General features: G+C 66.4%; 21 protein-coding genes. 6 read left to right on the top strand and 15 right to left on the bottom strand.

The annotated features are described in order from the left end of the window. Window positions 1-50 precede the first annotated feature (50 nt). Window positions 51-1,016, bottom strand: coding sequence for a LysR family transcriptional regulator (locus FOC84_RS18515; protein ID WP_173145704.1), 966 nt, complete (start codon window positions 1,014-1,016; stop codon window positions 51-53). Window positions 1,017-1,117: 101 nt separating this feature from the next. Between FOC84_RS18515 and FOC84_RS18520 the strand changes: the two genes are divergently transcribed. The 5 genes from FOC84_RS18520 (at window position 1,118) to FOC84_RS18540 (ending at window position 6,216) form a co-directional block, all read left to right on the top strand. Continuing rightward, complete coding sequence (locus FOC84_RS18520) at window positions 1,118-1,645, top strand: thiamine pyrophosphate-binding protein (RefSeq protein ID WP_173145705.1); 528 nt, start codon at window positions 1,118-1,120, stop codon at window positions 1,643-1,645. A gap of 2 nt (window positions 1,646-1,647) precedes the next feature. Then, a complete protein-coding gene (locus FOC84_RS18525) occupies window positions 1,648-2,250 on the top strand; it encodes a thiamine pyrophosphate-dependent enzyme (RefSeq protein WP_173145706.1) in 603 nt (200 codons plus the stop codon). Further along, complete coding sequence (locus tag FOC84_RS18530; RefSeq protein WP_173150241.1) at window positions 2,250-3,875, top strand: GMC family oxidoreductase; 1,626 nt, start codon at window positions 2,250-2,252, stop codon at window positions 3,873-3,875. Before FOC84_RS18525 ends, FOC84_RS18530 begins: the two co-directional genes overlap by 1 nt. Before the next feature lie 18 nt (window positions 3,876-3,893). After that, on the top strand, window positions 3,894-4,871 hold the full coding sequence (locus FOC84_RS18535) for a Bug family tripartite tricarboxylate transporter substrate binding protein (RefSeq protein WP_173145707.1): 978 nt from the start codon (window positions 3,894-3,896) through the stop codon (window positions 4,869-4,871). Between the two features lie 124 nt (window positions 4,872-4,995). Further along, complete coding sequence (locus tag FOC84_RS18540) at window positions 4,996-6,216, top strand: hypothetical protein (protein WP_173145708.1); 1,221 nt, start codon at window positions 4,996-4,998, stop codon at window positions 6,214-6,216. A gap of 14 nt (window positions 6,217-6,230) precedes the next feature. On the opposite strand, the gene FOC84_RS18545 is transcribed toward FOC84_RS18540, so the two are convergent. The 10 genes from FOC84_RS18545 to FOC84_RS18590 form a co-directional block, all read right to left on the bottom strand. Next, a complete protein-coding gene (locus tag FOC84_RS18545) occupies window positions 6,231-7,448 on the bottom strand; it encodes a hypothetical protein (protein WP_173145709.1) in 1,218 nt (405 codons plus the stop codon). A 51-nt stretch (window positions 7,449-7,499) separates the two neighbouring features. After that, window positions 7,500-8,459, bottom strand: a complete 960-nt coding sequence (locus FOC84_RS18550; protein ID WP_438800888.1) for an LLM class oxidoreductase — start codon at window positions 8,457-8,459, stop codon at window positions 7,500-7,502. A 98-nt stretch (window positions 8,460-8,557) separates the two neighbouring features. Continuing rightward, the gene (locus FOC84_RS18555; RefSeq protein ID WP_173145711.1) at window positions 8,558-9,181 is read right to left on the bottom strand and encodes a glutathione S-transferase family protein; all 624 of its coding nucleotides are present in this window, start codon (window positions 9,179-9,181) and stop codon (window positions 8,558-8,560) included. Between the two features lie 159 nt (window positions 9,182-9,340). Then, window positions 9,341-10,753 carry an amidase gene (locus tag FOC84_RS18560; RefSeq protein WP_173145712.1) on the bottom strand — a complete coding sequence of 471 codons (1,413 nt, stop codon included), beginning with the start codon at window positions 10,751-10,753 and terminating at the stop codon, window positions 9,341-9,343. Then, on the bottom strand, window positions 10,750-11,757 hold the full coding sequence (locus tag FOC84_RS18565; RefSeq protein WP_173145713.1) for an ABC transporter ATP-binding protein: 1,008 nt from the start codon (window positions 11,755-11,757) through the stop codon (window positions 10,750-10,752). The genes FOC84_RS18560 and FOC84_RS18565 overlap by 4 nt, the downstream gene beginning before the upstream one ends. After that, a complete protein-coding gene (locus FOC84_RS18570) occupies window positions 11,754-12,824 on the bottom strand; it encodes an ABC transporter ATP-binding protein (protein WP_173145714.1) in 1,071 nt (356 codons plus the stop codon). The genes FOC84_RS18565 and FOC84_RS18570 overlap by 4 nt, the downstream gene beginning before the upstream one ends. A gap of 9 nt (window positions 12,825-12,833) precedes the next feature. Next, on the bottom strand, window positions 12,834-13,736 hold the full coding sequence (locus FOC84_RS18575; protein WP_173145715.1) for an ABC transporter permease: 903 nt from the start codon (window positions 13,734-13,736) through the stop codon (window positions 12,834-12,836). 18 nt (window positions 13,737-13,754) lie between these two features. Beyond that, entirely contained in the window at window positions 13,755-14,690 is a 936-nt protein-coding gene (locus tag FOC84_RS18580; RefSeq protein ID WP_173145716.1) for an ABC transporter permease, read from the bottom strand. 34 nt (window positions 14,691-14,724) lie between these two features. After that, on the bottom strand, window positions 14,725-16,308 hold the full coding sequence (locus tag FOC84_RS18585) for an ABC transporter substrate-binding protein (protein ID WP_173145717.1): 1,584 nt from the start codon (window positions 16,306-16,308) through the stop codon (window positions 14,725-14,727). A 57-nt stretch (window positions 16,309-16,365) separates the two neighbouring features. Next, window positions 16,366-17,805, bottom strand: coding sequence for a M81 family metallopeptidase (locus FOC84_RS18590; protein WP_173150243.1), 1,440 nt, complete (start codon window positions 17,803-17,805; stop codon window positions 16,366-16,368). Between the two features lie 453 nt (window positions 17,806-18,258). Between FOC84_RS18590 and FOC84_RS18595 the strand changes: the two genes are divergently transcribed. After that, window positions 18,259-19,701: a M81 family metallopeptidase gene (locus tag FOC84_RS18595; protein WP_173145718.1), complete on the top strand. Its 1,443-nt coding sequence runs from the start codon at window positions 18,259-18,261 to the stop codon at window positions 19,699-19,701. A 41-nt stretch (window positions 19,702-19,742) separates the two neighbouring features. Here FOC84_RS18595 and FOC84_RS18600 read toward each other — a convergent pair whose 3' ends face one another. From FOC84_RS18600 to FOC84_RS18615, 4 genes are all read right to left on the bottom strand, one after another. Further along, window positions 19,743-22,133 carry a TonB-dependent siderophore receptor gene (locus tag FOC84_RS18600; RefSeq protein WP_173145719.1) on the bottom strand — a complete coding sequence of 797 codons (2,391 nt, stop codon included), beginning with the start codon at window positions 22,131-22,133 and terminating at the stop codon, window positions 19,743-19,745. Window positions 22,134-22,292: 159 nt separating this feature from the next. Further along, window positions 22,293-23,273, bottom strand: coding sequence for a FecR family protein (locus FOC84_RS18605; RefSeq protein ID WP_173145720.1), 981 nt, complete (start codon window positions 23,271-23,273; stop codon window positions 22,293-22,295). Then, a complete protein-coding gene (locus FOC84_RS18610; protein WP_173145721.1) occupies window positions 23,260-23,763 on the bottom strand; it encodes a sigma-70 family RNA polymerase sigma factor in 504 nt (167 codons plus the stop codon). Before FOC84_RS18610 ends, FOC84_RS18605 begins: the two co-directional genes overlap by 14 nt. Window positions 23,764-23,919: 156 nt before the next feature. Beyond that, window positions 23,920-25,389, bottom strand: a complete 1,470-nt coding sequence (locus tag FOC84_RS18615) for a thymidine phosphorylase family protein (protein WP_173150246.1) — start codon at window positions 25,387-25,389, stop codon at window positions 23,920-23,922. Between the last annotated feature and the right edge of the window lie 5 nt (window positions 25,390-25,394).

The following is a 25,394-nucleotide window of genomic DNA, read 5'->3' on the forward strand; positions in this document are numbered from 1 at the left end:
GACCAGCCGGGGCGCCGGAAAGTAGTGACCGTACTCCTGCCGCAGGCAGATTAGTCGATAGCCCCTTTTGGGGGTGAGGACAGGCCCCTGAGGATGTCGAGCAATTCCTTGACGGGATGACGCATTGCCTCCGGGCCGCTGCGCGCAATCAACGCCAATGGCGGCATGGTGGCGCCCGGCCTTACGTCAAGAATGACCATTTCCTTGTTCAGTCTGGTTTCTTCCAATGCGTGTTGTTCCCGCATTGGTCCGATGCCGCCCGGATCCAAACGAAGAAACGTCAACACCGTCAGCGTGGAAAGACATTCGATGCTGGGCTGAGGGGGCGTGACCCCCTCGGTCAGGCAGGCCGCTATGACCGCGCGTCGCAGCAGCGATCCGCGTGGCGGCAGGATCCAGTCCTCGTTGGCCAGTTGGGCCCAGGAGATTTTCTTCCGGCGTGCAAGCGGGTGCGTTCTGGCCGCCACCACGCTGAGGCGGTCGCTGGCCAGCAGATTGACCTGCAGCCTGTCCAGGCGTTCGTTGTTGAACTCGTCTGGCGCCAGCGCGCCAACGATGCAATCGAGCTCTCCCCGCAACAGCTCCGCGATCAACAGGTCTATCTGGAACTCGCGGATCTGAACCACGAGATTGGGCATGCGGCGGCGCAGTTCCACGATGCCGGAAGGCAGCATGTTGGAACCGGAGAACGTTCCGATCCGGATCAGCCCGGACCCGCCGGACCTCATGATGGCCGCCTCTTCCTGAGCCGCGCCGAGGCCGGCCATCAAGACGTCCGAACGGCGTATCAGCTCTGCCCCGATGTGGTTTGCGGCTATGCCGCGCGCCATGCGGTCAAAAAGAGGGCCGCCGAAGACCTCTTCTATCTCTTTGATCATCCGCGTCACGGCGGGTTGGGAGAGATGCATGCGTTCCGCCGCAGCATGCACCGTCGAAACTTCCCGCAAATGGCTGAGCAGTTCCAGGTGCCGGATCCTCAGGCGCTTGAGCAGGTTGGAATCAGCGTTTTCCATCATCTCCTCGATCCGTTTTTCGTATCGATGTATCAAATTAAATGAATGGTGGATTATTGATCAGATTCCTAGAATTTGGATCACTGCGTAGATGAGATGACACCGTGACCACTTTGCTAGCCTCCGTGCCCGCCACCGCCATCGTCGAACGGCTCGATGCAGGCGGATTCCACAAGATCGTGACCGTGCCCGACTTCGTGCAGCTCTCGGTCCATGACCTGATCGACAAGACGCCGAACTTCCAGGTTATCCGCTGCTCGGATGAAAACCAGGCGATCCATGTCGCGGGAGGTCTCCATATCGGAGGCCACAGAGTCGCCGTGCTGATACAGAACCAGGGCTTGCTCAATTGCCTCAACAGCCTGCGGGCGGTGGGCCTGGATGCGGGCCTGTCCATGCTGCTGATGATCGGCCAATTTGGCAGGGAGTATTCCAATGTCGGGAACGATCCCTCCCTGTCGCGGCGCCGCGTAGTCAACCTGGTGGAACCCGTCCTGGACGTCATGGGCATCGATCATTGGCGCCTGGACGGCCCGCAAGATTTGCCCAACATCGACATGGCAATCGAATCCTGCGCTGCCCGGTCGGGGCCTGCCGCGGTGCTGATCGGCCACTACACAGCCTGGAACTAGCCATGAGCATTTCAACGCAAGACGCCTGCAAGATAATTCGAGAAGCACGGGCTGATGCCATCGTGATCAGCACGATGTCGGCCATGCACAGCATGGACCAGATCGATCCAGAATACGCCTTCGGCCTTTCATCGGTCCCGCTGATGGGGGGGGCGGCCGGCCTGGGACTGGGCCTGGCGCTCTCTTGTCCAGAACGCAAAATCATCATTCTCGATGGCGACGCCAGTTTGCTCATGGAGCTTGGCGTGCTTGCCACGGTGGCGGGCATGCGGCCGTCGAATTTCTACCATTTCGTGTTCGCCAACGGCGTGCAGTTCAACGGCGGCGCAAACCTGGCGGTGGCGGGGGAAGGGAGGGTCGACTTCCGGGCGGCGGCCTTGGCTTCGGGCTACGCGGGCGCGATCCGGTTCAGGCAGGAGGACGAGCTTCGCGCTGGAATAGGCGCATGGCTTGCAGCGCCGGCGCCCGTGCTGATCGAGCTTGAGATTGAACCCATCCCGGCCCGATTCGGCCCGCAACTTGCGCAACCGGAACAAGGCGACGCGCGCTTCGCGCGCATGGGAACGGAAGCGCGGCGATTGATGCGCGCGCTGGGAACGGCATGATGGGTTCGCCAAAAATCGTAGACTATGTGGTGGTTGGAGGCGGGTCGGCAGGTTGCGCCGTTGCGGCCGGATTGGCCCGCTGCGGCAAGCACAGTGTCATGTTGTTGGAGGCCGGAAAGGCCGAGCGGAGCATCTGGATAAGAGTGCCCGCAGGGGTCGCCTACCTCATCCGTGACGAGCGGGTCGTGAGGAAGTTCTACACGCAGCCGGAGACCCGTCTCAAGGATCGCCCGATCTATTGGCCGCGCGGTCGCGTGCTGGGCGGATCGTCCGCGGTCAACGGCATGATCTGGGTACATGGCGATCCCAAGGAATACGACCGTTGGCGCGACGAGTACGGCCTTTCCGGCTGGGACGGTGATTCGTTCAAGACCTATCTGCGGCGCATTGAGAATTTCCGGGCTGGAGACCCTGCGATCCGCGGCCGGGGAGGTCCCGTCGTCGTCAGCGAGTATGGTCCTCGCCAGCCGCTCATGGATGCGTTCGTGGCCGCGTGTGTGCAAGCCGGCGTACCGGCGAATTCCGATTACAACGGGAAGGACTACGAGGGAGTCGGATATCTGCAGATGAACACCCGGCGAGGACTCCGGGTCAGCGCTCGCGACGCGTATCTCAAGTCGCTGCCGCGCGGGAGCGCGCTGCATGTGATTACAGGGGCGATGGTTGAGCAAATCCTGTTCGAAGGCAGTCGCGCATGCGGCGTCGAGTACCGCAAGGATGGGGCGCGTTGCCGAGTCCTTGCAGCCAAGGAAGTCATCCTGTCAGCGGGCGCGCTGCAATCGCCGCAATTGTTGGAGCTCTCAGGGATAGGCGACCCGCAGCGTCTCTCCGGGTTGGGGATTTCCGTCCGGCATCATGCGCAATTGGTGGGCGAGGGCTTGCGCGATCATCTTCATGTGCGGCTGACCTATGAATGCCGCAATGCGCGGACGCTCAACCAGATTGTGCCCAGTCCGTGGCGTAAGGCGCTGATGGCATTGCGGCTGGCGGCGAGCGGAGACGGTTTGATGAGCAGCGCAAGCGCCGTTGCTCATGCCTTGGTCCGGACCGATCCCGGACTGGATCAACCCGACGCCAAGTTGCAGTTGCACTATCTGTCCAGCGAGGATGCCAGAACCGCAGGCAAGCTGGTGCTCGACGACTTCCCCGGATTCTCGATCGGCACCTTCGCGCTGAGGCCGAAGTCACAAGGCTCGGTTCACATTACATCGAAGGATCCCAACGCCTCTCCCTCCATCCGTGGGAACTATCTCCATCATCCCGAAGATGTGCGTTCGACGCTGGGAGCGCTTCGGCTCGCGCGCCAGGTCGCCGAACAGCCCGCGTTGTCGAAATTCATCGTACGGGAGACGAGGCCGGGTCCTGGCTGCACTTCGGATGAAGCCTTGCTGGACTACGTCGGTGCGCTGGGCCAGACCTCATATCACCCGGTCGGCTCATGCCGTATGGGAACCGATGCGGAATCGGTCGTAGACGAACGCTTGCGCGTGCGGGGAGTCTCCTGCCTGCGGATAGCAGATGCTTCCGTCATGCCGACCATGCCGTCGGCAAATACCAACGCACCCTCGATCGCCATTGGGGAGAAGGCGGTTGACATGATTCTGGAAGATGCAGGCCACGCATAACAATTTTCGAGAAAAACCATGAAAAAACACATCAGAGGACTCATCGTTTTTGCATCACTTTGCTGCGTCACGGCTCCCGCCTGGGCGCAAAGTGATGCGGCCTTCCCCACGAAACCAATCAGACTGATTGTTCCGTCACCCGCGGGCGGAGAGCCGGACACGCTGGCAAGGCTGGTGGCGCAGCAGATGAGCGCCGATCTGCGGCAGCCTGTCATCGTGGAGAACAAGGCGGGGGCGGGCGGATTGATCGGAATCGCCGCCCTGGCCAATTCCAAGCCCGATGGCTACACGATAGGCGTTTCTTATCAGGCAGCCTTGTCGTTGTCGCCGCACCTGCTCGTGAAGAAGCTCTTCGACCCTTTGACGGACATTGCGGGCATCGGGCTGATTTCAGTTTCCGGCAATGCGCTGATGGTTCCCGCGAAGTCGCCCATTTCCTCCTATGCGGACTTGGTACAGCGCGCCAAGGCCAGTCCCGGAACGATGAACTTCGGCTCCTGGGGGGACGGCAGCGCCGGGCACATTAGCGGCGAGATCATGAAGCGGCACGCCAATATCAGCATTCAGCACGTCGCTTACAAGGGGTCGAGCGAGGCACTGATGGGAATGCTGGGCGGGGATCTGGACGCGACGTTCGGAGGCTGGGCGCTGGCCTCTGCGCAGGCGAAGGCGGGGGCTGTCCGGATCCTGGCCGTGACGTCTCCCGAGCGGGCCAGCATGTTCCCCGATGCGCCGACGTTCCTGGAACTCGGCATACCATTCGGCCTCAACTCCTGGTACGGCGTGATCGCGCCCGCTGGCGTACCCGCGCCGATTGTTCAGCGCCTGCAGGCGTCCGTGGAACGAGCGGTCGGCCAGGAGTCGGTGGCGGCAAGCCTGAAATCGATGGGGATGCAGCCACAGTCGTCCACTGCGGCAGAGTTGCAGCAGCGCATCAAGAACGATTATGAGGTATGGGGCAAGGAGATTTCCGCGGCGGGGATCAAGCCCCGCTAGCTGATAGGCCCGCTTCTGATCCAGAACGGAACTGGAATTAGCGTTATCCTGCCGCCAGACTAGATCGTCGGCTGCCATTCCCAGCGGGATGGCGCCGAGGCCGCAACCGGCGAGGACTGCGCACTTGAAGCAAATCCGGCACTACCTGCTTGGCATCATCGTCTCCCTCCTGCTGGCAGGATTGCTGGCATTCCTCGGCATCGTGTTCGTTTCCAGCCCCAACCTCGGCTGGGGCGCGCAGGCGCTGCTGGGCTATGGCGTGTTGTTCGGCGGACCGCTGGCCGTGACGCTGGCGCTGTGCTGGATCGTGTACATGGTGCGCGACAAGGGCCAGGTGCCGGGCCGCGTCCATGCGTTGCTGTTCGTGCCCTCGGTGCTTGCGTTGGCCATCGTGCCCGTCAGCGACTCCATCGAGCAGGGCAGGCAGGACCGCTTTCGGGAGTCACACCCCGCGATCGCGGAGACGCACATCAATCTGAGCGGCCGCACCGTCTGGCCGGACAGTCGCGGCGGGAGCCTGTCTTCCGGCGCATCGCCGTACCTGGAGCCCGGGTCGGCGGAGCAACGCATGTTTTCGCGCTTTCACCGCTATCCGAATCAGGGGCCAGCGGCCAGAGAGACGTTTCCCTACGACGGCGCGCGCCTGAAGGGCGGCGTGGACCGCTACGTGTACTCCAGCCAGGACGGAACGCCCGGCGCATCCGTGCCGCTGCAGCGCTTGCCATACCCGGATCTCGGCAAGCTGCCCTCGGCGTTCGCATATGGCGAGGCGGCGCTGGTGGTCTACCAGTACTACCACTATGCCGACCACGTCGAGGTTGCGCCGGGTATTGCGCGCTTCGCCGGCACGACCGAGGACCAGATGGAGGCTGCCGGGATTCCCGGCTTGGCGATATTCGGTCTGGAGAACCTGACGCCGCAGACCATCGCCAGGGTGGAGATCAACGGCCAGGCCTACGACATGGGTTCGTACGCGGCGCGCGGCGTGTTGCCGGGCCCTTGCGATCCGGCGCGCGGCGGCAGTCCGGTCCTGCTCGATCTGGAGCAGCCCTTGCGGGTGCGTTGGCAGACGATGGAAGCGCCCGGGACCTGGCGCGAGGCGATGGCGACCGTGCCGGCCTTCAGCGCGGCGAGCAGGAAAGATCCGGACAAGGGCCTGGTGCGCGTGCGCCTGTACTTCTTGCCCGATGAAACGGTGGCCGCCGAGCGCTACAGGGAGATCCGCGTGCGCGGAGAACTCTCCATCCGCTCCACCGGCCTGCCCGCCGCCGCGCAAGCCTATACGGGCTGCGGCGGCGCGTATTTCGGCTACAACCCGCAGACCGTGAAGCTGCTGGACAACTGAAGCCTGCGTGCGCCCTACAGGTCTTCGATGCGCTGCGACGGCGCCAAGGGCGTGCCCAGATCCAGCATGGCGTAGATCCGTTGCGTGAAACGCTGGCGCCGCGTGGGCCTGCCCATGCGCCAGCGGGTGTCCAGCCACAGCAGGGGCAGGGCGAAGCCCAGCCACACGATGAAGAAGAGCGCCAGCAGGAAGACCGCCAGTTCGGGCAAGTCCTGGAACGAGCCATCGCCGGGTTCGGCGAAAAACTGCAGGCCGACCACGAACAGCCACGCCGTCAGCAGCAGCCCGCCTATCAGCTTGAGCATGCGCGCGCGCTGGCTCATGCCTACGCGGATGGGCGTGTCCCTGCCTTGCTCGCCGCCGTAGTAGCGGTGGCACATATAGCAGCGGCCATCTTCCAGATTGCGTAGCGCATAGACGGCGCGCCGGCCATCCGGGTGGACGGGGGCCGCGCGCACCGCCAATTCGACGCGGTCGTCCTCGGCCAGGAAGGGCAGGGCGTCGCCGAATGCTTCCTGGGCAATCATCGCGTAGTCCACGCCGTTGACGGCGTAGCGGTAGATGCCGTAGTTGGGTCCTTTGTGGACCTGGCGCATTTCGTGCGTGAGGCCGGCAAGGTGGCCGCGGACATGCCCGATGGGCGGCTCGCCCTCGTCCTGCGCCGATAGCGGCTCCTGGCGGGGCGGCTGCGGCGGCGGGGCGGGCGTGCCGGCCGCCGGCCGTTGCTTGGGGTCGTAGAGCGCTTCGCTCGCCAGGATCAGCGGGCGGTGGCGGCGGTTGTGCCAAAGGCCATGCAAGGCCGATCCCGCCACCACCAGCGCCACCAGGGCGGCGACCAGCGAGAAGACCATCAGGAACACGCGTGTGAGACTGCCGATGCCGAGCAGCCACGCCAGCCACACGAACGCCGCGCCGACCGCGCCGCCGACGGCGACCTCGCGCCAGCCGCGCCGTTTCAGGGTCTGGTAGCAGCGCGGCGGGATGGGTTCTCCGCGCGCTGGAACGGCCCAGGAGAAGACCGCCAGTCCTTCTTCGCCGTCCATCACGCCCACGCGCGCGGAGATGCCTTGCTGATGCAAGCGATGCAGCTGGTTGATCTGCGGCGCCTCCAGCCCGGCGGCGATCACGGATTCTGCTCCGATGCGCAGGAACGCATCGCGCCGCACGAGCGGCACCGCGAGGCGGAGCTGATCGAAGGTTCCTTCGAGTACGCGGGCGGAGGGCTGCGCCATGACGGGATTCGGAATGAAAACCGTCAAGCATAGCGTAGCGGCCTGCGTGAGTTACCAAGCGTCCGGCATGTTGGCCGGCCCTTGATGCGTGGGGAAATGCGGAAGCACTTCTTCAGCCAGTTCCTGCAGTACTTCCGCGGCGGGCCGTTGCGAGAACTGGATTCCGATCGCGGCGTGATTGACGCCTGCCGCCTGCCATTCTTCCAGCAAGGCGATCAAGCCCTTCCTGCCCGTGCGCAGCACGAAGCCGTTGTGCAAGGGCGTGCGCGGATGGTCGGGGTCTTCGGCGAGGTCCAGCCATTCATTGGTCATGTGCGGACGGAAGCCGCCGTCGGGTATCTGGGCGCGCCAGGCGCGGATTTTTTCCCCCAGGCGTTTTGGTCCTATCGACGTATCGGTGGCGTCGGGATAGGTCAGCCAGCCATCGGCGTGTTCGGCAATCCACGCCAGCGACTGCCCCGATGAACCCGTGACGATGAGCGGAATGACGCCTGCGGCGGGCTTGGGCAGGAATTCCGCATTGCTGAAACGCCCCAGCGGCGAATCGATCTCAAGACGCCCTGGGCGTATCAACTGGCGGAAATACGAGACGGCTTCGGCGAAACGCGTGCCGCGGTCGTCATGCTGCAGTCCATAAGCGGGAAACTCGACAGGCCGGTCTCCCGAGGCGATTCCCAGCACCAGCCGGCCGCCCGACAGTTGGTCGATGGTGCTCGCCGCCTTGGCCAGATCGATGGGGTGGCGCAGGGAAAAGATCGCGCTGCCCGTCGCCAAGGCAATCTTCTTCGTTTGCGCCGCCAGAAAAGCCAGGTAGGTGAATGGATCGAAGACCTGGCCGGCATCGCCGAAGGACGGGGAATACAAGGGCACGTCGCGCACCCAGACGGCGGCAAAATCCTGCCGGTCAATCTGCCGCACCAGTTCCGCCTGGCCCGCAAGGACCGCCATGCTGCCTTCATAAAAGCGCAGCGGCAGGAAGATGCCCAGGGTCAGGCGTTCGGGCGCGAACATCCGCCGATAGCCGGGGTGCGCGGAAAAGGCGAAGTATGACGCTCCGGTCGCGCCGTGGAGAGAGTGGGTGGTATCCATTTCGACTGTCCTTGTTTCTTTCAAGCGCCCGTTGCCGGCGCGGGCAGCGTGATGCCTTTGGCGACCGCGGGCCGGGCCGCCACGCGTTCGTGCCATGCGCTCAGATGCTGGTGATGGCTGAAATCGAAATCGATGATCCGCGCGATGTGGCTCCAGCCGAAATGCGCGATGTCGGCGATGGAGTAGGTGTCGCCGGCAAGATAGGGATGTTCGGCCAGCCTGCGGTCCAGCACCGCGAGCGCATCCTCGGTCAGGCGTTGGTAGCGTTCGAGCGCGGCGGGGTTGCGCGCCTTGTCGAACACCTCGAAATTCACGCGCTGTCCGATGATGGGGCCGACGCTGCTGGAATGGAATTGCAGCCACTTGATCGCTTCCCACCGGCCCTGGGTGTCAGGGGGCAGCAGCTTCCCGGTTTTTTCCGCGAGATACAGCAGTATGGCCGCCGATTCGAACAGCGCGACGCCGGTGTCTTCGTCGGTCAGGGCCGGGATGCGGCCATGCGGGTTCAGGGCCAGGAAGTCGGGCTGGCGGTGTTCGCCCTGCGCGATGCGCACGTGATGCAGGCGATAGGGCAGTTCCAGTTCCTCGAGGGCGATCGTGGCCTTGTAGCCGTTCGGAGAACTATCGGTGTATAGATTCAGCATGCGCTTGCTCATTTGAGGTTGGCTAAATTTTCAGGATCCGCTGCGATCCAGAAATTCTCCTTCCCCCGCTAGAGCGAGTACAGCGATCATTTCTCGATGTTGAGTTTAGGAAATCTAAAATGACGCAGCGTTTCCCCTGCAAACGCTGCGCGCTATTTCCTACACCGCGACCGATCCTCCGATCTCGAAGCGCTGCGCTGCCTGCAACAGCAGGCGCTCGCTGTCCGCGCGGCCCAGCAGTTCCAGGCCGACGGGTATGCCGCTTTTCGTGAAACCGACAGGCACGCTCAAGGCCGGCAGTCCCGTCACCGCCGCGAGCAGGCCATTGCCGCCGCGCTGCGCTTCGCCCAGCAGTACCGGCGCGCCGCGCACGCTGGGATAGGCCAGCAGGTCCAGCTGGCCATGCTCCATGGCCGCCAACACCTCGTCGCGCAGCGTCTGGGCGCGTGCCAGTACCGCCAAGCGGCCGCTGCCATCGGGATCGCGCAGCGCATCGCGTTCGCGCAGCAACGGCGCGACTTCCGGGTGGGGATAGCCACCGTCCAGGATGTCGGTGAGGCTGCGCACGGACAGGCCGGCTTCGCGCAGGCAGCGCGCCAATGCATCGCGGAATTCATAGCCGGTGACGTTGGCGGCCGTCAGCCGCGCGTCTTCCAGAGCCAGCGCGACAGGCTGGATATGCGCACCGTCGGCCTCCCAGCAGGCGAGAACCGCCTGGGCATGCCGGGAGACTTCCTGTTCTGAGGAGGCGGAACCGAAGAACGCGTCCAGCGCGCCTACGCGCCAGCCTGGGTGCGCGCCGCGGCTGCTGTCGTGCTGACTGTCCAACGCTGCCATCACCGACCACAGGATTTCGAGATCCGCATGGCTGCGGGCCATGGGGCCGACAGTGTCCAGCGTTGGCGACAACGGCACCACGCCGGCATTGCTGTAGCGTCCGGCCGTGGGGCGCAGGCCCCATACCTGGTTGAAGGCCGCGGGGATGCGGATCGAGCCGCTGGTGTCCGTGCCTATCGTCGCCGCCGCGAAGCTGGACGCCACCGCAACGGCGCTGCCGCCGCTGGATCCGCCCGGCACGCGCGCGGCGTCGTAGGCGTTGCGCGTGCGGCCGGATAGTGAAGAAACGTTGGTGATGCCGCAAGCCAGTTCGTGCAGCGTGGTCTTGCCCAGCACGATGGCGCCTGCTTCGCGCAGCCGGTGCACGATGTCGGCATCGCGCCGCGGTCGGCGCCCGGCCAGCGCGAGCGAGCCTGCGGTGGCGGGCATGCCCGCGGCATCGATGTTGTCCTTGAGCAGGATGGGCATGCCGTGCAAGGGCCCCAGCGCCGCGCCGCGTTGCCGCTGCGCATCCCGCTCGGCGGCTTCGGCCAGCGCCCGGCCGTTCAAGGCGATGACCGCGTTGAGCGCCGGTCCGGCCTGATCGTGCGCCGCGATGCGCGCCAGGTAGGCGCGCACCAGGTCCATGGCGCTGAGCCTGCCGGCCGCCATGGACGCCCGCAGCTCGGCAATGCCGCGGCCAAAGACCGGGTCGCGGCCAGGCAAGGGGCCCGCCAGCAGGCGCGGCGCGCTCATCGGAAGTGGCACGCCACCCAATGCTGCCCGGCTTCCGAGCCGCCCGGCCGCTGCGTCAGGACCGGCTGCTTCTCTTTGCACAGGGGCTGCGCCAGCGGGCAGCGCGTGTGGAAGCGGCAGCCGCTGGGCGGATTCGCCGGACTGGGCGGGTCGCCCTGCAGCAGCTTGCGCTGCGCGGGCTTGTGTGGATCCGGGACCGGCACCGCGGACAGCAGGATCTCGGTGTAGGGATGCAGTGGACGAGAGAACAGCGTGTCGCGGTCGGCGACCTCGACGATGCGGCCCAGGTACATCACCGCGACCCGATGGCTGATGTGCCGCACCACGGCGAGGTCATGCGCCACGAACAGGTAGGCGATGCCCATTTCTTCCTGCAGATCCATCAGCAGGTTGATCACCTGCGCCTGCACCGACACGTCCAGCGCGGACACGGGCTCGTCGCACACGATCAGCTTGGGCCGCAGGGCCAGCGCGCGCGCGATGCCCAGGCGCTGCCGCTGGCCGCCGGAGAACTCATGGGGGAACTTCTTCATCGCTTCCGGACGCAGGCCTACCTTGGCGAACAGCCAGGCGATCTCGTCCGCGCGCGAACGGCCGCCCGAGGCTGGGAAGTTCTCCAGCGGCTCGCCGACGATGTCGCCGGCGGTCAGGCGGGGATTCAGCGAGGCATACGGATCCTGGAAGATGATCTGCATGTCGCGCCGACGGTTGCGCATCTGCTCGGGTGTCAGCGCCAGGATCTCTTCGCCTTCCAGCCGCACCGATCCCGAGGTCGGCTGGATCAGCCTCAGCACGGACTTGCCGGTGGTGGTCTTGCCGCAGCCGGACTCGCCCACCAGCGCCAGGGTCTCGCCCTTGGACACGGAAAAGGATACGCCGTCCACGGCCTGGATCACCTTGCGGCGCGGCTTGAACCAGCCGCCCGCGCCGGCGTAATGCATCTTCAGGTCGCGCACGTCCAGCAAAGGCGTGGCCGGGGCGGCGGGCTCGTTGCGGGCGCTCATGCTTGGACTCCAGTGAGGGCGGCGCCAGGCGTCGCGGCAGCCGCCGCCTGCGGGGCCGGTTGCGCGGCGACACGCGCCGCTTCGTGACAGGCCACCATGTGGTCGCTGCCATGTTCCATCAGCTGCGGCGCTTCGGCGCGGCAGCGGTCGGTGGCGTAGACGCAGCGCGGCGCGAAGCTGCAGCCTTTGCCCAGCTCGCTGGGCGCGGGCACCATGCCGGGGATTTCGGCCAGCCGCTGCGTCGAGGTGTTCATCGAGGGCATCGACGCCATCAGCGCGCGCGTGTACGGGTGCAAGGGGCGGTCGAACAACTCGGTGACGGGCGCTTCCTCGACCTTGCGGCCGGCATACATCACCGCCACGCGGTCACAGCATTCGGCCACCACGCCCAGATCATGCGTGATCAGCACGATGCCCATGCCCAGGCTCTGCTGCAGGCTGCGCAGCAGGTCCACGATCTGCGCCTGGATGGTGACGTCCAGCGCCGTCGTCGGCTCGTCGGCGATCAGCACCTCGGGGTTACAGGCCAGGGCCAGCGCGATCATCACGCGCTGCCGCATGCCGCCGGACAGCTGGTACGGATATTCGTGCACGCGCCGCTCGGGCTCGGCGATCTGAACCAGGCGCAGCATTTCCTCGGCGCGGCGGTAGGCGTCGCGGCGGCCGAGCTTCTGGTGCAGCATGACCGTTTCCGCGATCTGGCGGCCCACCGTCAGCACCGGGTTCAGCGAGGTCATCGGCTCCTGGAAAATCATCGAGATCCGGTTGCCGCGGATCTGGCGCATCTGCTTTTCGGTCAGGCCCAGCAGGTCGGTGCCGCGGTAGCGGATCTGGCCGCCGGCATAGCGTCCGGGGGGAGTCGGGATCAGCCGCAGGATGGACAGCGCCGTGACGCTCTTGCCGCATCCGGATTCACCGACCACGCCCAGCGTGCGGCCGGCCCGCACCTGGTAGGACACGCCGTCCACCGAACGCACGGTGCCGGACACGGTATCGAAGTAGGTGCGCAGGTTGTCGACTTCGAGCAGCACGTCGCCAGGGGCGACGGCGGCGGGGGATATTGCCATGGCGTGCTCCTAGCGCTGGTTGGCCAGACGTGGGTCGAGCGCATCGCGCAGGCCGTCGCCCATCAGGTTGATTGCCAGCACGGTGATGGCCAGCATGATGCCGGGATACAGGATGGTGTAGAACGCCACCGCAACGTAGTTGCGGGCGTCGGCCATCATGTTGCCCCAGCTGGGAACCTGGGCCGGCACGCCGACGCCCAGGAACGACAACACGGCCTCGGTCAGCACCGCGGTGGCGGCGATGAACGTGGCCTGCACCACCAGCGGCGTGACCATATTGGGCAGCACGTGGCGGCGCAGGATGACGGGCAGCCGCGTGCCTACGGCATGGGCGGCTTCGACGTACAGCTGTTCGCGCAGCGTCAACGCCAGGGAACGCACCAGCCGCACCATGCGGGGCACCTGCGGAATCGCGATCGCGATGATCACCGTGGTCAGGCTGGCGCGGATCACCGCCATCAGGGCGATCGCCAGCAAGATGTCGGGGATGGCCATCATGCCGTCCATGATGCGCATGATGATGGCGTCGGCCCAGCGCACGAAGCCCGCCAGCAGGCCAAGCACCACGCCGACCGCGGTGGCGATCAGCGCCACCACGATGGCGACCACGAGGGACACGCGGCCGCCCCAGACCACGCGGCTGAAAACGTCGCGGCCCAGCGCGTCGGTGCCGAAGTAATGTTCGGCCGACGGCGGCTTCATGCGTTGCAGGGGATTGATGGTGATGGGGTTGTGCGTGGCGATCCAGGGCGCGGCGGCCGCCAGGCCCGCCACGATCAGCAGCAGCAGCAGGCCCAGGATCAGGGTGGGGTGCTTGCGTATCCAGCGCCAGCGGCGGCCGCTGGCGCTCAGCGCCTCGTGCAGCACGATGGGCGAGCCTGGCGCGTTGGTGGAAATCGAACTTTCAGACATGGTTTTTTCCTGCGCGGCTCAGTAGCGGATGCGAGGATCGAACAGCCGGTAGCTGAGGTCGATCAGCAGATTGATCAGCACGTAGGTGCCCGCCGATAGCAGCAGCACGCTCTGGATCACCGGATAGTCGTGGTGTTGGACCGCGTCGATGACCAGCCGGCCAATGCCGGGGATGGCGAACACCGTCTCGGTCACGACCACGCCGCCGATCAGCAGCGCGATGCCCACGCCCACCGTGGTGGCGATGGGAATGGCGGCGTTGCGCAGCGCGTGTTCCAGCACCGGCAGCACCGCCAGCCCCTTGGCGCGCGCCGTGCGGATGTAGTCCTCGTGCAGCACTTCCACCACGGTTGCGCGGGTCATGCGGGTGATCAGCGCGATGTACACCAATGCCAGGTTGATACAGGGCAAGGTCAGGTTGCGCAGCCAGGGGATCACGCCCTCGGCCAGGCTGACGTAGCCCTGCACCGGCAGCCATTGCAGCTTGATGGCGAAGCCGTAGATGAGCAGGTAGCCGACCAGGAACACCGGCACCGAGAAGGCCAGCACCGCGAACAGCATGACCAGGCGGTCGATCCAGGTGCCGGCCCGGTAGGCCGCCAGCACGCCTAGCGGCACCGCCACGGCGATGGACACCAGCATCGTGAGCGCGGCGATGGACAAGGTGGGCTCCACCCGCTGCGCCAGCAGCTGCGTCACGGGCACTTGGGTGAAGATGGACGTGCCCAGGTCGCCCTGCAGCAGCTTGCCCGCCCACAGCCCGAACTGCCGCCACAGCGGCTCGTCCAGGCCCAGCGCCACGCGCAGCTTGGCGATGTCGTCCGCTGAAGCGAAGTCCCCGGCGATGAGCGCCGCCGGGTCTCCGGGCGACAGGTGGATCAGCAGGAAGACGATTACCGCCACCACTGCCATGACTGGCACGATGGCTAGCACTCGCCGGATGATGTAACCCATGGTCGTCTCGCGTATCGATTAGGCTGGCGGCGGACTACTTGTCCAGCACCCACAGGTTGGGCAGGCTCCAGATCTTGTCCGCGTTCTTCAGGCTGTTGTGTGAGGCGAACGCGCGCGAATACTGACCCACCGAGATTGCGGGGAAGGCTTCATAGGCGCGCTCCTGGAACAGGTCGAGGACGCGCTTGCGCTCGTCCGAACTGGTGGCCGCGATCCATTGGGCGCGCAGTTCGTCCAGCTTCTTGTCGCAGGGCCAGCCGGGCAGGCTGTTGCCGCACACCGCGCCCAGGTAGGTGTTGCTGATGGGCGAGTCGACGTTGAATTCGGAAGCGGCCGACAGGAAGATGTTCCAGCCGCCCTTGTCGATGGGCTCCTTGCGGGCGCGGCGGGCGGTCAGCGTGGCCCAGTCCATGGACTGGATGTCGAGGTTCACGCCGATATCCTGCAGCGCCTGGATGGCGACCAGCGTGGCGGAGTTCAGGTAGGCCAGGTCCGTGGGCAACAGGATCGCGACCTTCTCGCCCTTGTATCCGGCCTCGGCCAGCAGCTTCTTGGCCAGGGCGGGATCGGGCTTGGCGTAGGGCGCCGCGCCGGCGGTGGTGTCATAAGGACCGCCGCAGATGAAGACCGTGGCGCAATACTTCATGCGCAGATCGTCGGGGTAGCCCATGGCGGCGGTGAACTTGTCCTGGTCCACCAGATGGGCGACGGCCTGGCGCGCCTTTTCATTGTTGAAGGGCGGCATGGACTGGTTCAGGATGATGTAACCCTGGGCGCGCTCCATCACGCCGATCTTGACGTTCTTGTTGCCGCGCAAGGCGTCGATGTAGTCCGCCGGCGCTTGTTCGATCATGTCGACTTCGCCGTTGGTCAGCGCGGCCGTCGCGCTGTTGGAGTCGGGCAGCACGCGCCATTCCACGCGCGGGATATGCGGAGTCTTGTTGCCCGCCAGGCCGTCGGCCTGCGCCTTGGGGCCAAGGTAGTTCGGATTCTGCTCGAACACGATCTTGCTGCCGGGCACCCATTCGGCACGCTTGAAGACGTAGGGGCCGGAGCCAACGACCTCGGTCAGCGGACGGTCGGCAGGAAGCGAAGCCAGGCGCTGAGGCAGGATGAATGCGGGGTAGCTGGAGACCTTGGCCAGCCCGTCGAGCACCAGATCGAACGGCTGGTCCAGCGTCAGCTTGAAGGTGCTGCCGTCCACGGCTTCCCACTTGCCGCCGGCGCGCGTGATGGCCTGGCCGATATTGTCGCGCGCGGACCAGCGCTGCAGGGACGCGATCACGTCGGCCGTGGTCAACGCCTGGCCGTCACTGAATTTCAGGCCGGGCAGCAGCGTGAAGGTCCAGGTCTTCTTGTCATCGCTGGCCGAGTACTTCTCGACCATCTGCGGCTGCGGCTTGCTGTGCGAGTCCATCGCGAACAGCGTGTCGTAAACCATGTAGCCGAAGTTGCGCGTGATGTAGGCGGTGGTGAAAGTCGGGTCCAGCACTTTCAGGTCGGCGTGCGGCACGATGCGCAGGGTCTTGGCCTGCTGCGCGTGCGCCGGCGCGGCGCCAAGGGTAAAGGCCAGGCCGAGCGTGGCCGTCGAGAACAGGCAAAGCAGGCGTTTTTTCATCGCGCTAGGCTCCCATCGTGTTGGTGGATACGCCGGCGTCCGCGCGCCGGCAGGGTCTTACAGCGGCCACTTGGGCAGCCGGATATTGCGGTACGTGAGCGTCTTCCAGTCGGGCGTGGCGACGCCTTTGCCGCCGACATAGATGATGTGGCGCGCGACTTTCGAGAATGAGGCATGGAAATGCTGGGCGGACTTGACCACCACGATCTTCTTGGAAGAAAGATCGCAGCCCAGTTGCGTGAACAGGTCCATGTTGATGGCCTGGTTGCGCAGCGAGGTCAGCACGATCTCGATGCCCTGGGTCTCGACCAGGGCGCAATCGCCCATGGCCGCCGGTGCGCCGGACAGGCCCGTCATGATCATGTCGGCCTTGATGGCCTTGACCGTGCAGCGCAGGTCCAGCGGATCGCCGGACAGCGGGCCGACCTTGCCGCCGATGCGCAGGTCCAGCTCGGCGCCGGGGCCGGCGTCGAAGGCGATGCGCGCCGCCACCGGATCCCACATGGGGCCTAGCGCCGCGTTCGTCACGCCTCGTTCCAGCATGCGGCTCAGGACAAAGGTGGCGTCGCCGGGCGCGCCGCTGCCGGGATTGTCGGGCCGGTCGGCCAGCACCACCGGACCGTCGCCGAAGGCCAGGGCTTCATCCAGCGCCTGGTCCACGCTGCGGTAGGGCACCATGAGCTGTTCGCGCATGCCGATGAGCTCATCGGCCAGGCGGCGCGCCAGCGTTTGTGCAAGAGTGGCATCGCCATCGGCGTAGACCAGCACCTTGGTGCCCATTTCCGGCACGTCGCCGGTGGCGAAGCCCTGCGCCGCCGAGATCGACAGGATGCCGTCGCGGCCTTCCTGCGCCTTGATGCGGCTGACGAAGCCCTGCGCCGGTTCGCGCGTGGTGTGCATGGGCACGATCATTTCGCAGTCGATCAATGCCGCGACGGGCCGCGTGCGGCCGGCCTGCGCGTCCAGGCACAAGGCCAGCAGGTCTTCCGCGCGTTCGCGGATGTCGGTGTGCGGATATTCCTTGAACAGCACCAGCACCGTAGCCTGTTCCACCATCAGCGGACTCAGGTGCGCATGGGGGTCCAGTTCCGCACCCACCACGACGCCGGGGCCGACGATCTCGCGCACGCGGCGCAGGAGGTCGCCTTCGCAATCGTCGTAGCCGTCGGCCACCATGGCACCGTGCAAGCCCAGCAGCACCATGTCCACCGGCAGCGCCGCGCGCAGGTCGGCCAGGATCTGGTCGCGCAGCGTCTCAAAGGCGGCGCGCGTGGTCGTGCCGCCGGGCTGCGCGGAGGTGACCAGGCCTTCGGCCAGCGTCCAGCCGGCTTCGCGGCCGCGTTGGCGCGCCACGTATAGCGGCGCGCCTGCAAAGGTCACCGTGTCCGGATGCGTGCCGGCCGGATAGTAGTCGCGGTCCTGGAAGGAGGCGAGGCTGGTGGGCATGGGCGCGAAGGTGTTGGTTTCCGTGCCCAGGCCGGCGCTGAAGATCTTCATGGCCGGGCCCCCGGACAGGCTGCTGCATGCGCCGCGGCGCGCGCGGCGTTCCAGGTCGACGACATCGTTTTCCCCTTGTATGGATCGGAAATTCGTCACTGCCGCCACATGAAAGGGGGCCTTGCGTTCCGTACCGCGGATCATCGGTGGCACACAAGCGCGGCACAAATAGCTAACGTGCGCCCATGGATAACCCAAGGTTATGGTGTGCGGTTTTTCGGGGGAAATCGCGGTGAAAAGCACGCAGATCGGCGGCTTTTAAGGGAAAACGATAGGGCGGCCGGAAGCCTTTGCGCGCGCATATGAAAGGTTATGGACAGTTCACGATTTGGAATTTGTAGGCTTGCGCAGGCCGGACCAGAATCAAACCCTGATCCGGGCCGCATGCCTAGCGCGGCCCCTTGTCTTTCCATCCCTGAGCGGCGCGGCGCGCCGCGCCCTGGAGCCGCTCCCATGCGCATATTCACCGGCGCCCTTGCCACGGAAACCAACACGTTCTCGCCCTTGCCGACCGGACTTGCCGCGTTCAAGTCGCGGGAGTATCTGCCCGGCGGCACCCATCCCGACCACATGACGTTCTACGCGGGGCCGCTGTGGGCCGCGCGCCAGCGCGCCCGGGACGGCGGGTGGACGCTGATCGAAGGATTGGTGGCGTCCGCGCAGCCCGGCGGCACGACCACGCGCGCCGCCTATGAAACGCTGCGCGACGAACTCCTTGCCGACCTGCGCGCGGCGCTGCCGGTGGACATGGTGCTGCTGGGCTTGCACGGCGCCATGGTGGCCGACGGCTACGACGATTGCGAAGGCGACCTCCTGCGCCGCGTGCGCGAGATCGTCGGCCCCGGCGTGGTGGTGGGCGCCGAACTGGATCCCCATGCGCACCTGAGTCCGCTGATGGTCGAGCAGGCTACGGTGCTGGTCTTGTTCAAGGAGTATCCCCACATCGACGTGCTGGAACGCGCCGAAGACCTGCTGGCCTTGTGCCTGGACGCGCAGGCCGGCCGCACGCGGCCCGTCGCGGCATTGATCGACTGCGAAATGATCGTGCCCATGCACACCACGCGCGAACCGGCGCAGGGCTTCGTCAGCCGCATCAAGGCGCTGGAAGGCCGCGACGGCATCCTGTCGGTCTCGGCGGCGCAGGGTTTCGCCACCGGCGACGTGCCGGAAATGGGCACCAAGGTGCTGGTCTACGCCGATGGCGACGCGGCCCGCGCGCAAGCGCTGGCGCGCCAATTGGCCGATGAACTCATCGCGATGCGCGAACAGTTGATGGTGCCGTACCGCGGCGTGGACCAGGCGCTGGACGAAGCCCTGGCCTACGGCGACGGTCCCGTGGTGCTGGCGGACCGTTCGGACAACCCCGGCAGCGGCGCGGCCGGCGACTCTACCTATCTGCTGGCCAGGATGCGCGAGCGCGGCATGCGCAATGCCGCCATCGGTCCCATGTGGGATCCGGTGGCGGCGCGCATCGCCTTCGACGCCGGCCCCGGTGCGACGCTGGACCTGCGCATCGGCGGCAAGGTCGGTCCGCTGTCCGGCAGCCCGGTGGATGCGCGCTGCGTGGTGGTGTCCACGCATGCGGACATGTTCATGACGGGCAACTCCAACACCCGCATCGCCTTGGGCGACTGTGCGCTGGTCGACGTGGATGGCATCCTGGTCGCGCTGGTCTCGCTGCGTACCCAGGCCTATCACACGGACCTGTTCACCCAGCTGGGCTGCGATCTGACTGCGCAGCGCCTGATCGTGGTGAAGTCCGCGCATCACTTCCATGCCAAGTACGCGCCGCTGGCCAAGGCAGTGCTGTATGTGGCCGCGCCCGGTTCCGCCAGCCCGGATTGGCGCAGCCTGCCGTACCGCAAGGCCAGGCTGCCGAAATGGCCGATCGCGTAGCGGCGGGTCCGGCCGCGGCCGTTGAACTCGAGCGACCCGGGTCACCACCTGTGCTGGTAGGTCAGCGTCAGCACGGAGCCGGCTGCGGGGAGCCGGCTGGTATTGGTGTTGCTGCGCAATAGCTGGCTGTACTGCGGGTAGTAGTCGCGGTTGAAGAGGTTTTCGATGCCGAGGATGAAGGTGTTGCGCGGGTTGGGCTGATAGCGGCCCATGAGGTCCACGGTGAAGTAGCTGCTGACGTCCCGGCGGCCGAAGCTGTCCTTGCCGTCCAGGCGGTAGTCCTTGGCGCCGAAGTAATTGGCCTGCAGCCGGCCGCTCCAGCGCTCGTTCGGCCGGTATTGCAGATAGGCCGTCAGCTTGAGCGGCGGAATGCGGTAGCCGGTCATGCCTTGCCAGTTGCCGCCATCCGGCTGCTCGCGGCCCTTCATCCAGGTGAAGGTGCCGCCGGCGCCCCACTTTTCGTCGTCGGTGGTGGTGTCGATGGTGCCTTCGACGCCGTAGATACGTTCCTCGGTGCGCGTGAGGATCAGTCCATTGTTGAAGCTCTGCACGTCGCCGAGTTTCGAGGTGGTGTAGAACACGGCCAGCGACGCCGAGGTGTTGCCCGCGCCGCCGCGCCAGCCCAGCTCGTAGTTGTTGGTCTTGACCGGCTGCAGGTCCGACGAGCCGATGTCGAAGCCGGGGCGCGCATTGCGCATCTGGACCCCGATGTCGGGCAGCTGAAAGCCCTGGCTGAAGTTGGCGTAGAACTCCTGGCCGCGCACCGGAGCGTACGCGATGCCGAAATTCCACAGCAAGGCGTCATAGTTGACGGTGCCTCCCTGGACCGTGCCGGGGGAGGGTACGCGCAGCTGCGACAAGGGCACGAAGTCGCCGAACCGCGCGGAGGCGTATTCGTAGCGCGCGCCGCCCTGTACCGACCATTGCTCGTTGAAACGGTGTTCAAGCTGCGCGAAGAGGCCGGTGCTGCGGGTCGTCAATTCGGGCATGTAGGTGAGGCTGCCGATCCTGTTGAACACCCGTCCGCCGCTGCGATCGTAGGCCGCCGGATCGAAGATGTCGATCGGCATGTCGCTGCGTTCCTGGTTGAAGTCCGCGCCCCATAGCACCTTGGATTGCTCGCCCAGCGGCGTATCCACGGTCAGCCGGCTGCCGAATACCTTGGTGTTCTGTGTGACCTGGTCCACGTTGTTGCCGCGCGTGACGACGGCGCGCGCGTCGAAGGGTGTGAAGCGGGTGAAGTAGTCGCGGTAATACATCTGGGCCGTGACCTTGCTGCCCAGTACGTTCAGATGCTCGTATTCCAGGTTCAACAGCGTGTTGCGGATCTGGTTCTGATCGGCCAATTGCAGGCCGTTCATCGGCAGGGCGCGGGCCGAACCCGGCGGCAGGCGCCCGACGGAGGGATCCGAGGTGTAGTCGGAGTCCTGGTCCGCGTTGTAGTAGCTGGCGGACAGTTGCAGGCGCTGCTGGTCGTCGATGCGCAATCCCAGCTTGCCGCCCAGGCTGTATATGTTGGAGTCGAACAGGTCGCCCTGGCTGGGCTCGGGCGCGATGCGCCTGCCTTGCGCGTCATACGAGGCGCCGTTGTGGCGCGCGCCCAGGTCCAGGGCATAGTCCAGTTTGCCCTGGCTGCCCGCGAAGTGCTGCTGCAGCTGCCCGCCCAGGCCGTCGGCGCGCAGGCGGCTCAGGGGGCTGACTGCCGTCACCGTGGTTTCGGATACCGGCTCGCCGCCGGCGGGCCGGGTGGTGATGGAAACGATGCCGCCCGTCGCGCCAGCGCCGTAGATCGAGCTGCTGCCGCGCAGCACTTCGACCCGTTCGATGGTGGCAGGGTTGATGTTCGCCAGATTGCGCGACGAGTCCCGGTTCGTGTTGAGCGGGATTCCGTCCACCAGCACCAGCACGCCCCGGCCGCGCAGGGTCTGGCCGTAGTCCGTCATGGTGCGGCTGGAGTCGGCCATGCCGGGCACGGTCTTGGAGAGCACGGTGGCCAGGCTGTCGGAGCCCGTGCGCAGCTCCTGCAAGGCGTCGCGCTCCAGCACGATGGTCTGCTGCACCGGGCTGACCAGATTGCTGGCTGTGCGCGAGGCGGAGACTTCGATGGGCGCCATGACCTGGGGCTGGCCCGCGCTTTCCGGTTCGATGATGGTCGCGGCGCCGTCCTGGCGCACGCGCAGGGACCGGCCCTTCAGCAGTTCGGACAACGCCTGCTGCGGCGTCATCGTTCCGGAGACGGCCGGCGCCTGTATGCCCGCGACGGTCTGCGGCGCATAGAAGATCTGCAATCCGTGGGTCTGGGCCAGGGTGCGCAAGGCCTGATCCAGCGATTGCGCGGGCATGTCGATCGCCACTGGCGCGGCCTGTGCCCGAACGCCTGCCGCTGCCGTCATCAGCAAGGCGGCAAGCGCCGTCGTTGCCAGGCCCCGCATCCGCGCGCGGCTTCCCCATTTTTTGCGATCCACTTCCTGTGCTCCCGAATCATGTTGGCGGGCACCATGCCTGCCTGGTTATCAGGAAGAAGACGCAATACGCGAAAAATACCTGAATGCCGCGGCGGCTTTTTTTGTAACAGCGTCCGGATGCCCGCGTCAGCGGGCGACGATCTCGGCCTGGCCGTCTGGCAAGCGCCGGACCGCGACAGGCAGGATGTGCGGCAACGCCGTCAGGAAGGCGTCCGTATCCGTGGTCTGGAACACGCTGGTCAGCCGCAGCGTTTCCAGTCCCTGGCGCGGCGCCAGGGTGATGGCTTGCGGCCGGTGGCGCGAGACTTCGCGCACGGCGCTGGCCAGGTCGGTGTCCGTGAATACGATCTGGCCTTTGCGCCAGGCGAGCGCGGCGGCGATGGGATAGGCCTGGACCTGGCCGGCGTGCCCGCTGCCGTCGATGCGGACCGCATTGCCCGCCGTGACGGGCACCGCGTTTTGGTCTTTGACGCCGGCCACGTCGACCGAGCCGGACTCCACCATGATGCGCAACTGTTCGGGGTCGCGGCGCACGTCGAAACGGGTGCCGGTTACTTTGGCGTTGCCCAGTCCCGCATCGACGATGAAGGGCCGGGCGGCATCCTTTTCGACCGCGAACAGGGCTTCTCCTTCTTGCAGGAGGACCAAGCGCCGGGCGCCGTCGAAACGGACCTCGATCCGGCTGCGGCTGTTCAATTCGGCGGTGGATCCGTCGGGCAGCGTGACGCTGCGTCGTTCCCCGGCAGCCGTGCGGTACTCCAAAACGGGATCGGCGCGTTGCCAGAGGCCTACCGCAATCGCGGCCGCCAGCACGCACAGGCCCAGTCCCAATGCCCGCCGCCGTGCGGGGCGGGCGGCGCGCCGGGGTTCCTCCGTCAGCGCGCGCAGCCGTTCCTCGGGAACGTTGGCGGCAGCATGCCAGATCGATTCCAGCATCCGGTATTCGGCGGCGTGGCGCGGATCCGCGGCAAGCCAGGCATCGCGCTCGGCCTGGGCGGCGGCCGTCCATTCGCCGGAATGCGCGCGCGCGAACCACCGCGCCGCTTCATGGCGGACGGGGTCGGCGCTGACGTCGGGCGCCTGGAGCGGACTGTCAGTTCGGGGCATAGGCTCCCAGCCGTTCGCGCAGATGCAACGCGGTGCGAATCATGTACTTCTCGACCATGTTCTTGCTCAGGCCCATGCGCTCCGCGATTTCGGCTTGCGTCAGGCCTTCCAGGCGCTGCCAGATAAATACCTGGCGGCATTTGAGCGGCAGCTCGGCCAGCGCCGTTTCCAAAGCCAGGCTCAGTTGTTCGGTGCGGACCTGGGCCAGGGGATCGCCCCAGGTGCTGGGATGGCCGGCTATGGTATCAAGCGGCACCCATTCTTGCCCGTCCGTCCGCCGGAAGTTGTCCACGGCCATGTTGCGCGCGGCCTGATGCAGATAGGCGCGGGGCTGTGTCACGCGGTCGGGATCGGCTTCCAGGCATTTGACCAGGGCGTCGTGCGCGAGATCACGCGCGGCATCGCGGCAGCCCAACTTCCGGGTCCAGACCGCAAGCAGCTCTTCGTAATAGGCCAGGAAGCCTTGCGAACGGGGGGGACGTGATGACATGGCGCGGGGTCGGCAGGGCTCTCATGATAATGCTTTTTATTTTCATTGAAAAGCGAACCGGCGGCGGCGCCCCGGTCGTCGACAATTCGCGATCGGTGGCGGGACGGACGACCTACGACGTGGGCGCGCGCTACGCCACCCGAGTGGCCGACCGCCTCAGGCTTCTATCGTCACGATATCCCCGGCGTGCCGCGCATACTCCAGCGCATACGCCATTTCGCCGCGGGTCTGCGCGTGCAGATAGAGCCAGGGCTGGCCGCGCGCGACTTCGTCGCCCAGCCGCGCATGCAGCGACACGCCGGCGGCGGGCCGTTCCGGCGCACCGGCCAGCTTGGCCAGGCGCGACAGCTTGCGGTTGTCGATATGGGTGAGGCGGCCGGCCTGCGGCGCGACCAGGGGTTCGATGTGAGCGGCCCGCGGCGGTTCGCGCAGCCCGCCCTGGGCGGCGCAGATACGAGCGAACTTCTCCCAGGCCCTGCCGCTGTCCAGGGTTCGCAGGGCAAGCGCGGTGCCTTGTCCAGGCGGCGCCGCGCCGCCAATTTCCAGCACGGCGCCCGCGACCAGCGCGGCGCGTTCGCGCAGATCCTGCGGCTGATCGACGTCGTTGCGCAGCACCGCCAGCACGTCGCGGGCCTCCAGCGCGGGTCCGATGCCGCGGCCGACGGGCTGGCTGCCGTCGGTGTACAGGCAGCGCAGCGTCAGGCCGAAATGCGCGGCCGTTTCCATCAGATGGCCGGCGAGGCGCTCGGCGGCCTCGCGGCTGCGTATCTTGGCGGTGGGTCCGACCGGGATGTCGATCACCACGTGCGTGGCGCCCGCCGCGATCTTCTTGGACAGTACCGAGGCGATCAACTGGCCTTCGGTGTCGATGTCCAACTCCCGCTCGACCCGCACGAAGATGTCGTCGGCCGGGCTCAGGTGCATGGCGCCGCCCCAGGCGATGCAGCCGCCCTCGGTCTGTACCACCCGTTGCAGCTGTTCGATGCCCAGGTCCACCGGGGCCAGCATCTCCATGGCGTCGGCGGTGCCGGCGGGCGAGGTGATGGCGCGCGATGAGGTCTTGGGCATGATCAGGCCATTGGCCGCGGCGATGGCGACCACCAGCGGCGTGGTGCGGTTGCCGGGCAGGCCGCCCACGCAATGCTTGTCCACCACGATGGGCGCCTGCCAGCTCAGGCGGTCGCCGACCTCGACCATGGCCTGGGTCAGGAAGATGGTTTCGTCGATGCTCAGCGGCAGCGTGGCCGTGGCGGTCAGGAAGGCCGACAGGTGCACGTCGGTGTAACGGCCGCGCACCACGTCGCGGACGATGGCGGCGAGGTCTTCCTGCCCCAGGCGGCGGCCGTAGATGCGCTGGCGCACGCCGGCCAGGGATTCCAGCACGGGCGGGTGTCTGACGTGCACGCTATCGCCGTCGCGGATGCCCAGGGCATCCCAGGCTTCCTCGGACAAGGCCACTTCGTCGAGCGCGAGCAGGTCGCTGTCGATCTGGTACAGCTGCGCCTGCACCTCGTGGCCGTTCGAGACGATCAGCACCTGGGAGCGCGATGCCAGCCCTTCGGAGCGGCAGACGTGGCAGTCGGCGCGCATCAGCGCGATGGGCTGGTGCTGCGCATGCAGGCGCATGCGCG

It is taken from the genome of Achromobacter pestifer (assembly GCF_013267355.1).
In the GTDB taxonomy this organism is placed as follows: Bacteria; Pseudomonadota; Gammaproteobacteria; order Burkholderiales; family Burkholderiaceae_B; genus Achromobacter; species Achromobacter pestifer_A.

What these genes read in the sequence shown, in the direction of transcription:
- FOC84_RS18515 (WP_173145704.1), bottom strand. Translation starts at nt 1,016, where the DNA reads ATGATGGAAAACGCTGATTCCAACCTGCTCAAGCGCCTGAGGATCCGG.
- FOC84_RS18525 (WP_173145706.1), top strand. Translation starts at nt 1,648, where the DNA reads ATGAGCATTTCAACGCAAGACGCCTGCAAGATAATTCGAGAAGCACGG.
- FOC84_RS18530 (WP_173150241.1), top strand. Translation starts at nt 2,250, where the DNA reads ATGGGTTCGCCAAAAATCGTAGACTATGTGGTGGTTGGAGGCGGGTCG.
- FOC84_RS18535 (WP_173145707.1), top strand. Translation starts at nt 3,894, where the DNA reads ATGAAAAAACACATCAGAGGACTCATCGTTTTTGCATCACTTTGCTGC.
- FOC84_RS18545 (WP_173145709.1), bottom strand. Translation starts at nt 7,448, where the DNA reads ATGGCGCAGCCCTCCGCCCGCGTACTCGAAGGAACCTTCGATCAGCTC.
- FOC84_RS18550 (WP_438800888.1), bottom strand. Translation starts at nt 8,459, where the DNA reads ATGTTCGCGCCCGAACGCCTGACCCTGGGCATCTTCCTGCCGCTGCGC.
- FOC84_RS18555 (WP_173145711.1), bottom strand. Translation starts at nt 9,181, where the DNA reads ATGCTGAATCTATACACCGATAGTTCTCCGAACGGCTACAAGGCCACG.
- FOC84_RS18560 (WP_173145712.1), bottom strand. Translation starts at nt 10,753, where the DNA reads ATGAGCGCGCCGCGCCTGCTGGCGGGCCCCTTGCCTGGCCGCGACCCG.
- FOC84_RS18565 (WP_173145713.1), bottom strand. Translation starts at nt 11,757, where the DNA reads ATGAGCGCCCGCAACGAGCCCGCCGCCCCGGCCACGCCTTTGCTGGAC.
- FOC84_RS18570 (WP_173145714.1), bottom strand. Translation starts at nt 12,824, where the DNA reads ATGGCAATATCCCCCGCCGCCGTCGCCCCTGGCGACGTGCTGCTCGAA.
- FOC84_RS18575 (WP_173145715.1), bottom strand. Translation starts at nt 13,736, where the DNA reads ATGTCTGAAAGTTCGATTTCCACCAACGCGCCAGGCTCGCCCATCGTG.
- FOC84_RS18580 (WP_173145716.1), bottom strand. Translation starts at nt 14,690, where the DNA reads ATGGGTTACATCATCCGGCGAGTGCTAGCCATCGTGCCAGTCATGGCA.
- FOC84_RS18585 (WP_173145717.1), bottom strand. Translation starts at nt 16,308, where the DNA reads ATGAAAAAACGCCTGCTTTGCCTGTTCTCGACGGCCACGCTCGGCCTG.
- FOC84_RS18590 (WP_173150243.1), bottom strand. Translation starts at nt 17,805, where the DNA reads ATGAAGATCTTCAGCGCCGGCCTGGGCACGGAAACCAACACCTTCGCG.
- FOC84_RS18595 (WP_173145718.1), top strand. Translation starts at nt 18,259, where the DNA reads ATGCGCATATTCACCGGCGCCCTTGCCACGGAAACCAACACGTTCTCG.
- FOC84_RS18600 (WP_173145719.1), bottom strand. Translation starts at nt 22,133, where the DNA reads ATGCGGGGCCTGGCAACGACGGCGCTTGCCGCCTTGCTGATGACGGCA.
- FOC84_RS18605 (WP_173145720.1), bottom strand. Translation starts at nt 23,273, where the DNA reads ATGCCCCGAACTGACAGTCCGCTCCAGGCGCCCGACGTCAGCGCCGAC.
- FOC84_RS18610 (WP_173145721.1), bottom strand. Translation starts at nt 23,763, where the DNA reads ATGTCATCACGTCCCCCCCGTTCGCAAGGCTTCCTGGCCTATTACGAA.
- FOC84_RS18615 (WP_173150246.1), bottom strand. Translation starts at nt 25,389, where the DNA reads ATGCGCCTGCATGCGCAGCACCAGCCCATCGCGCTGATGCGCGCCGAC.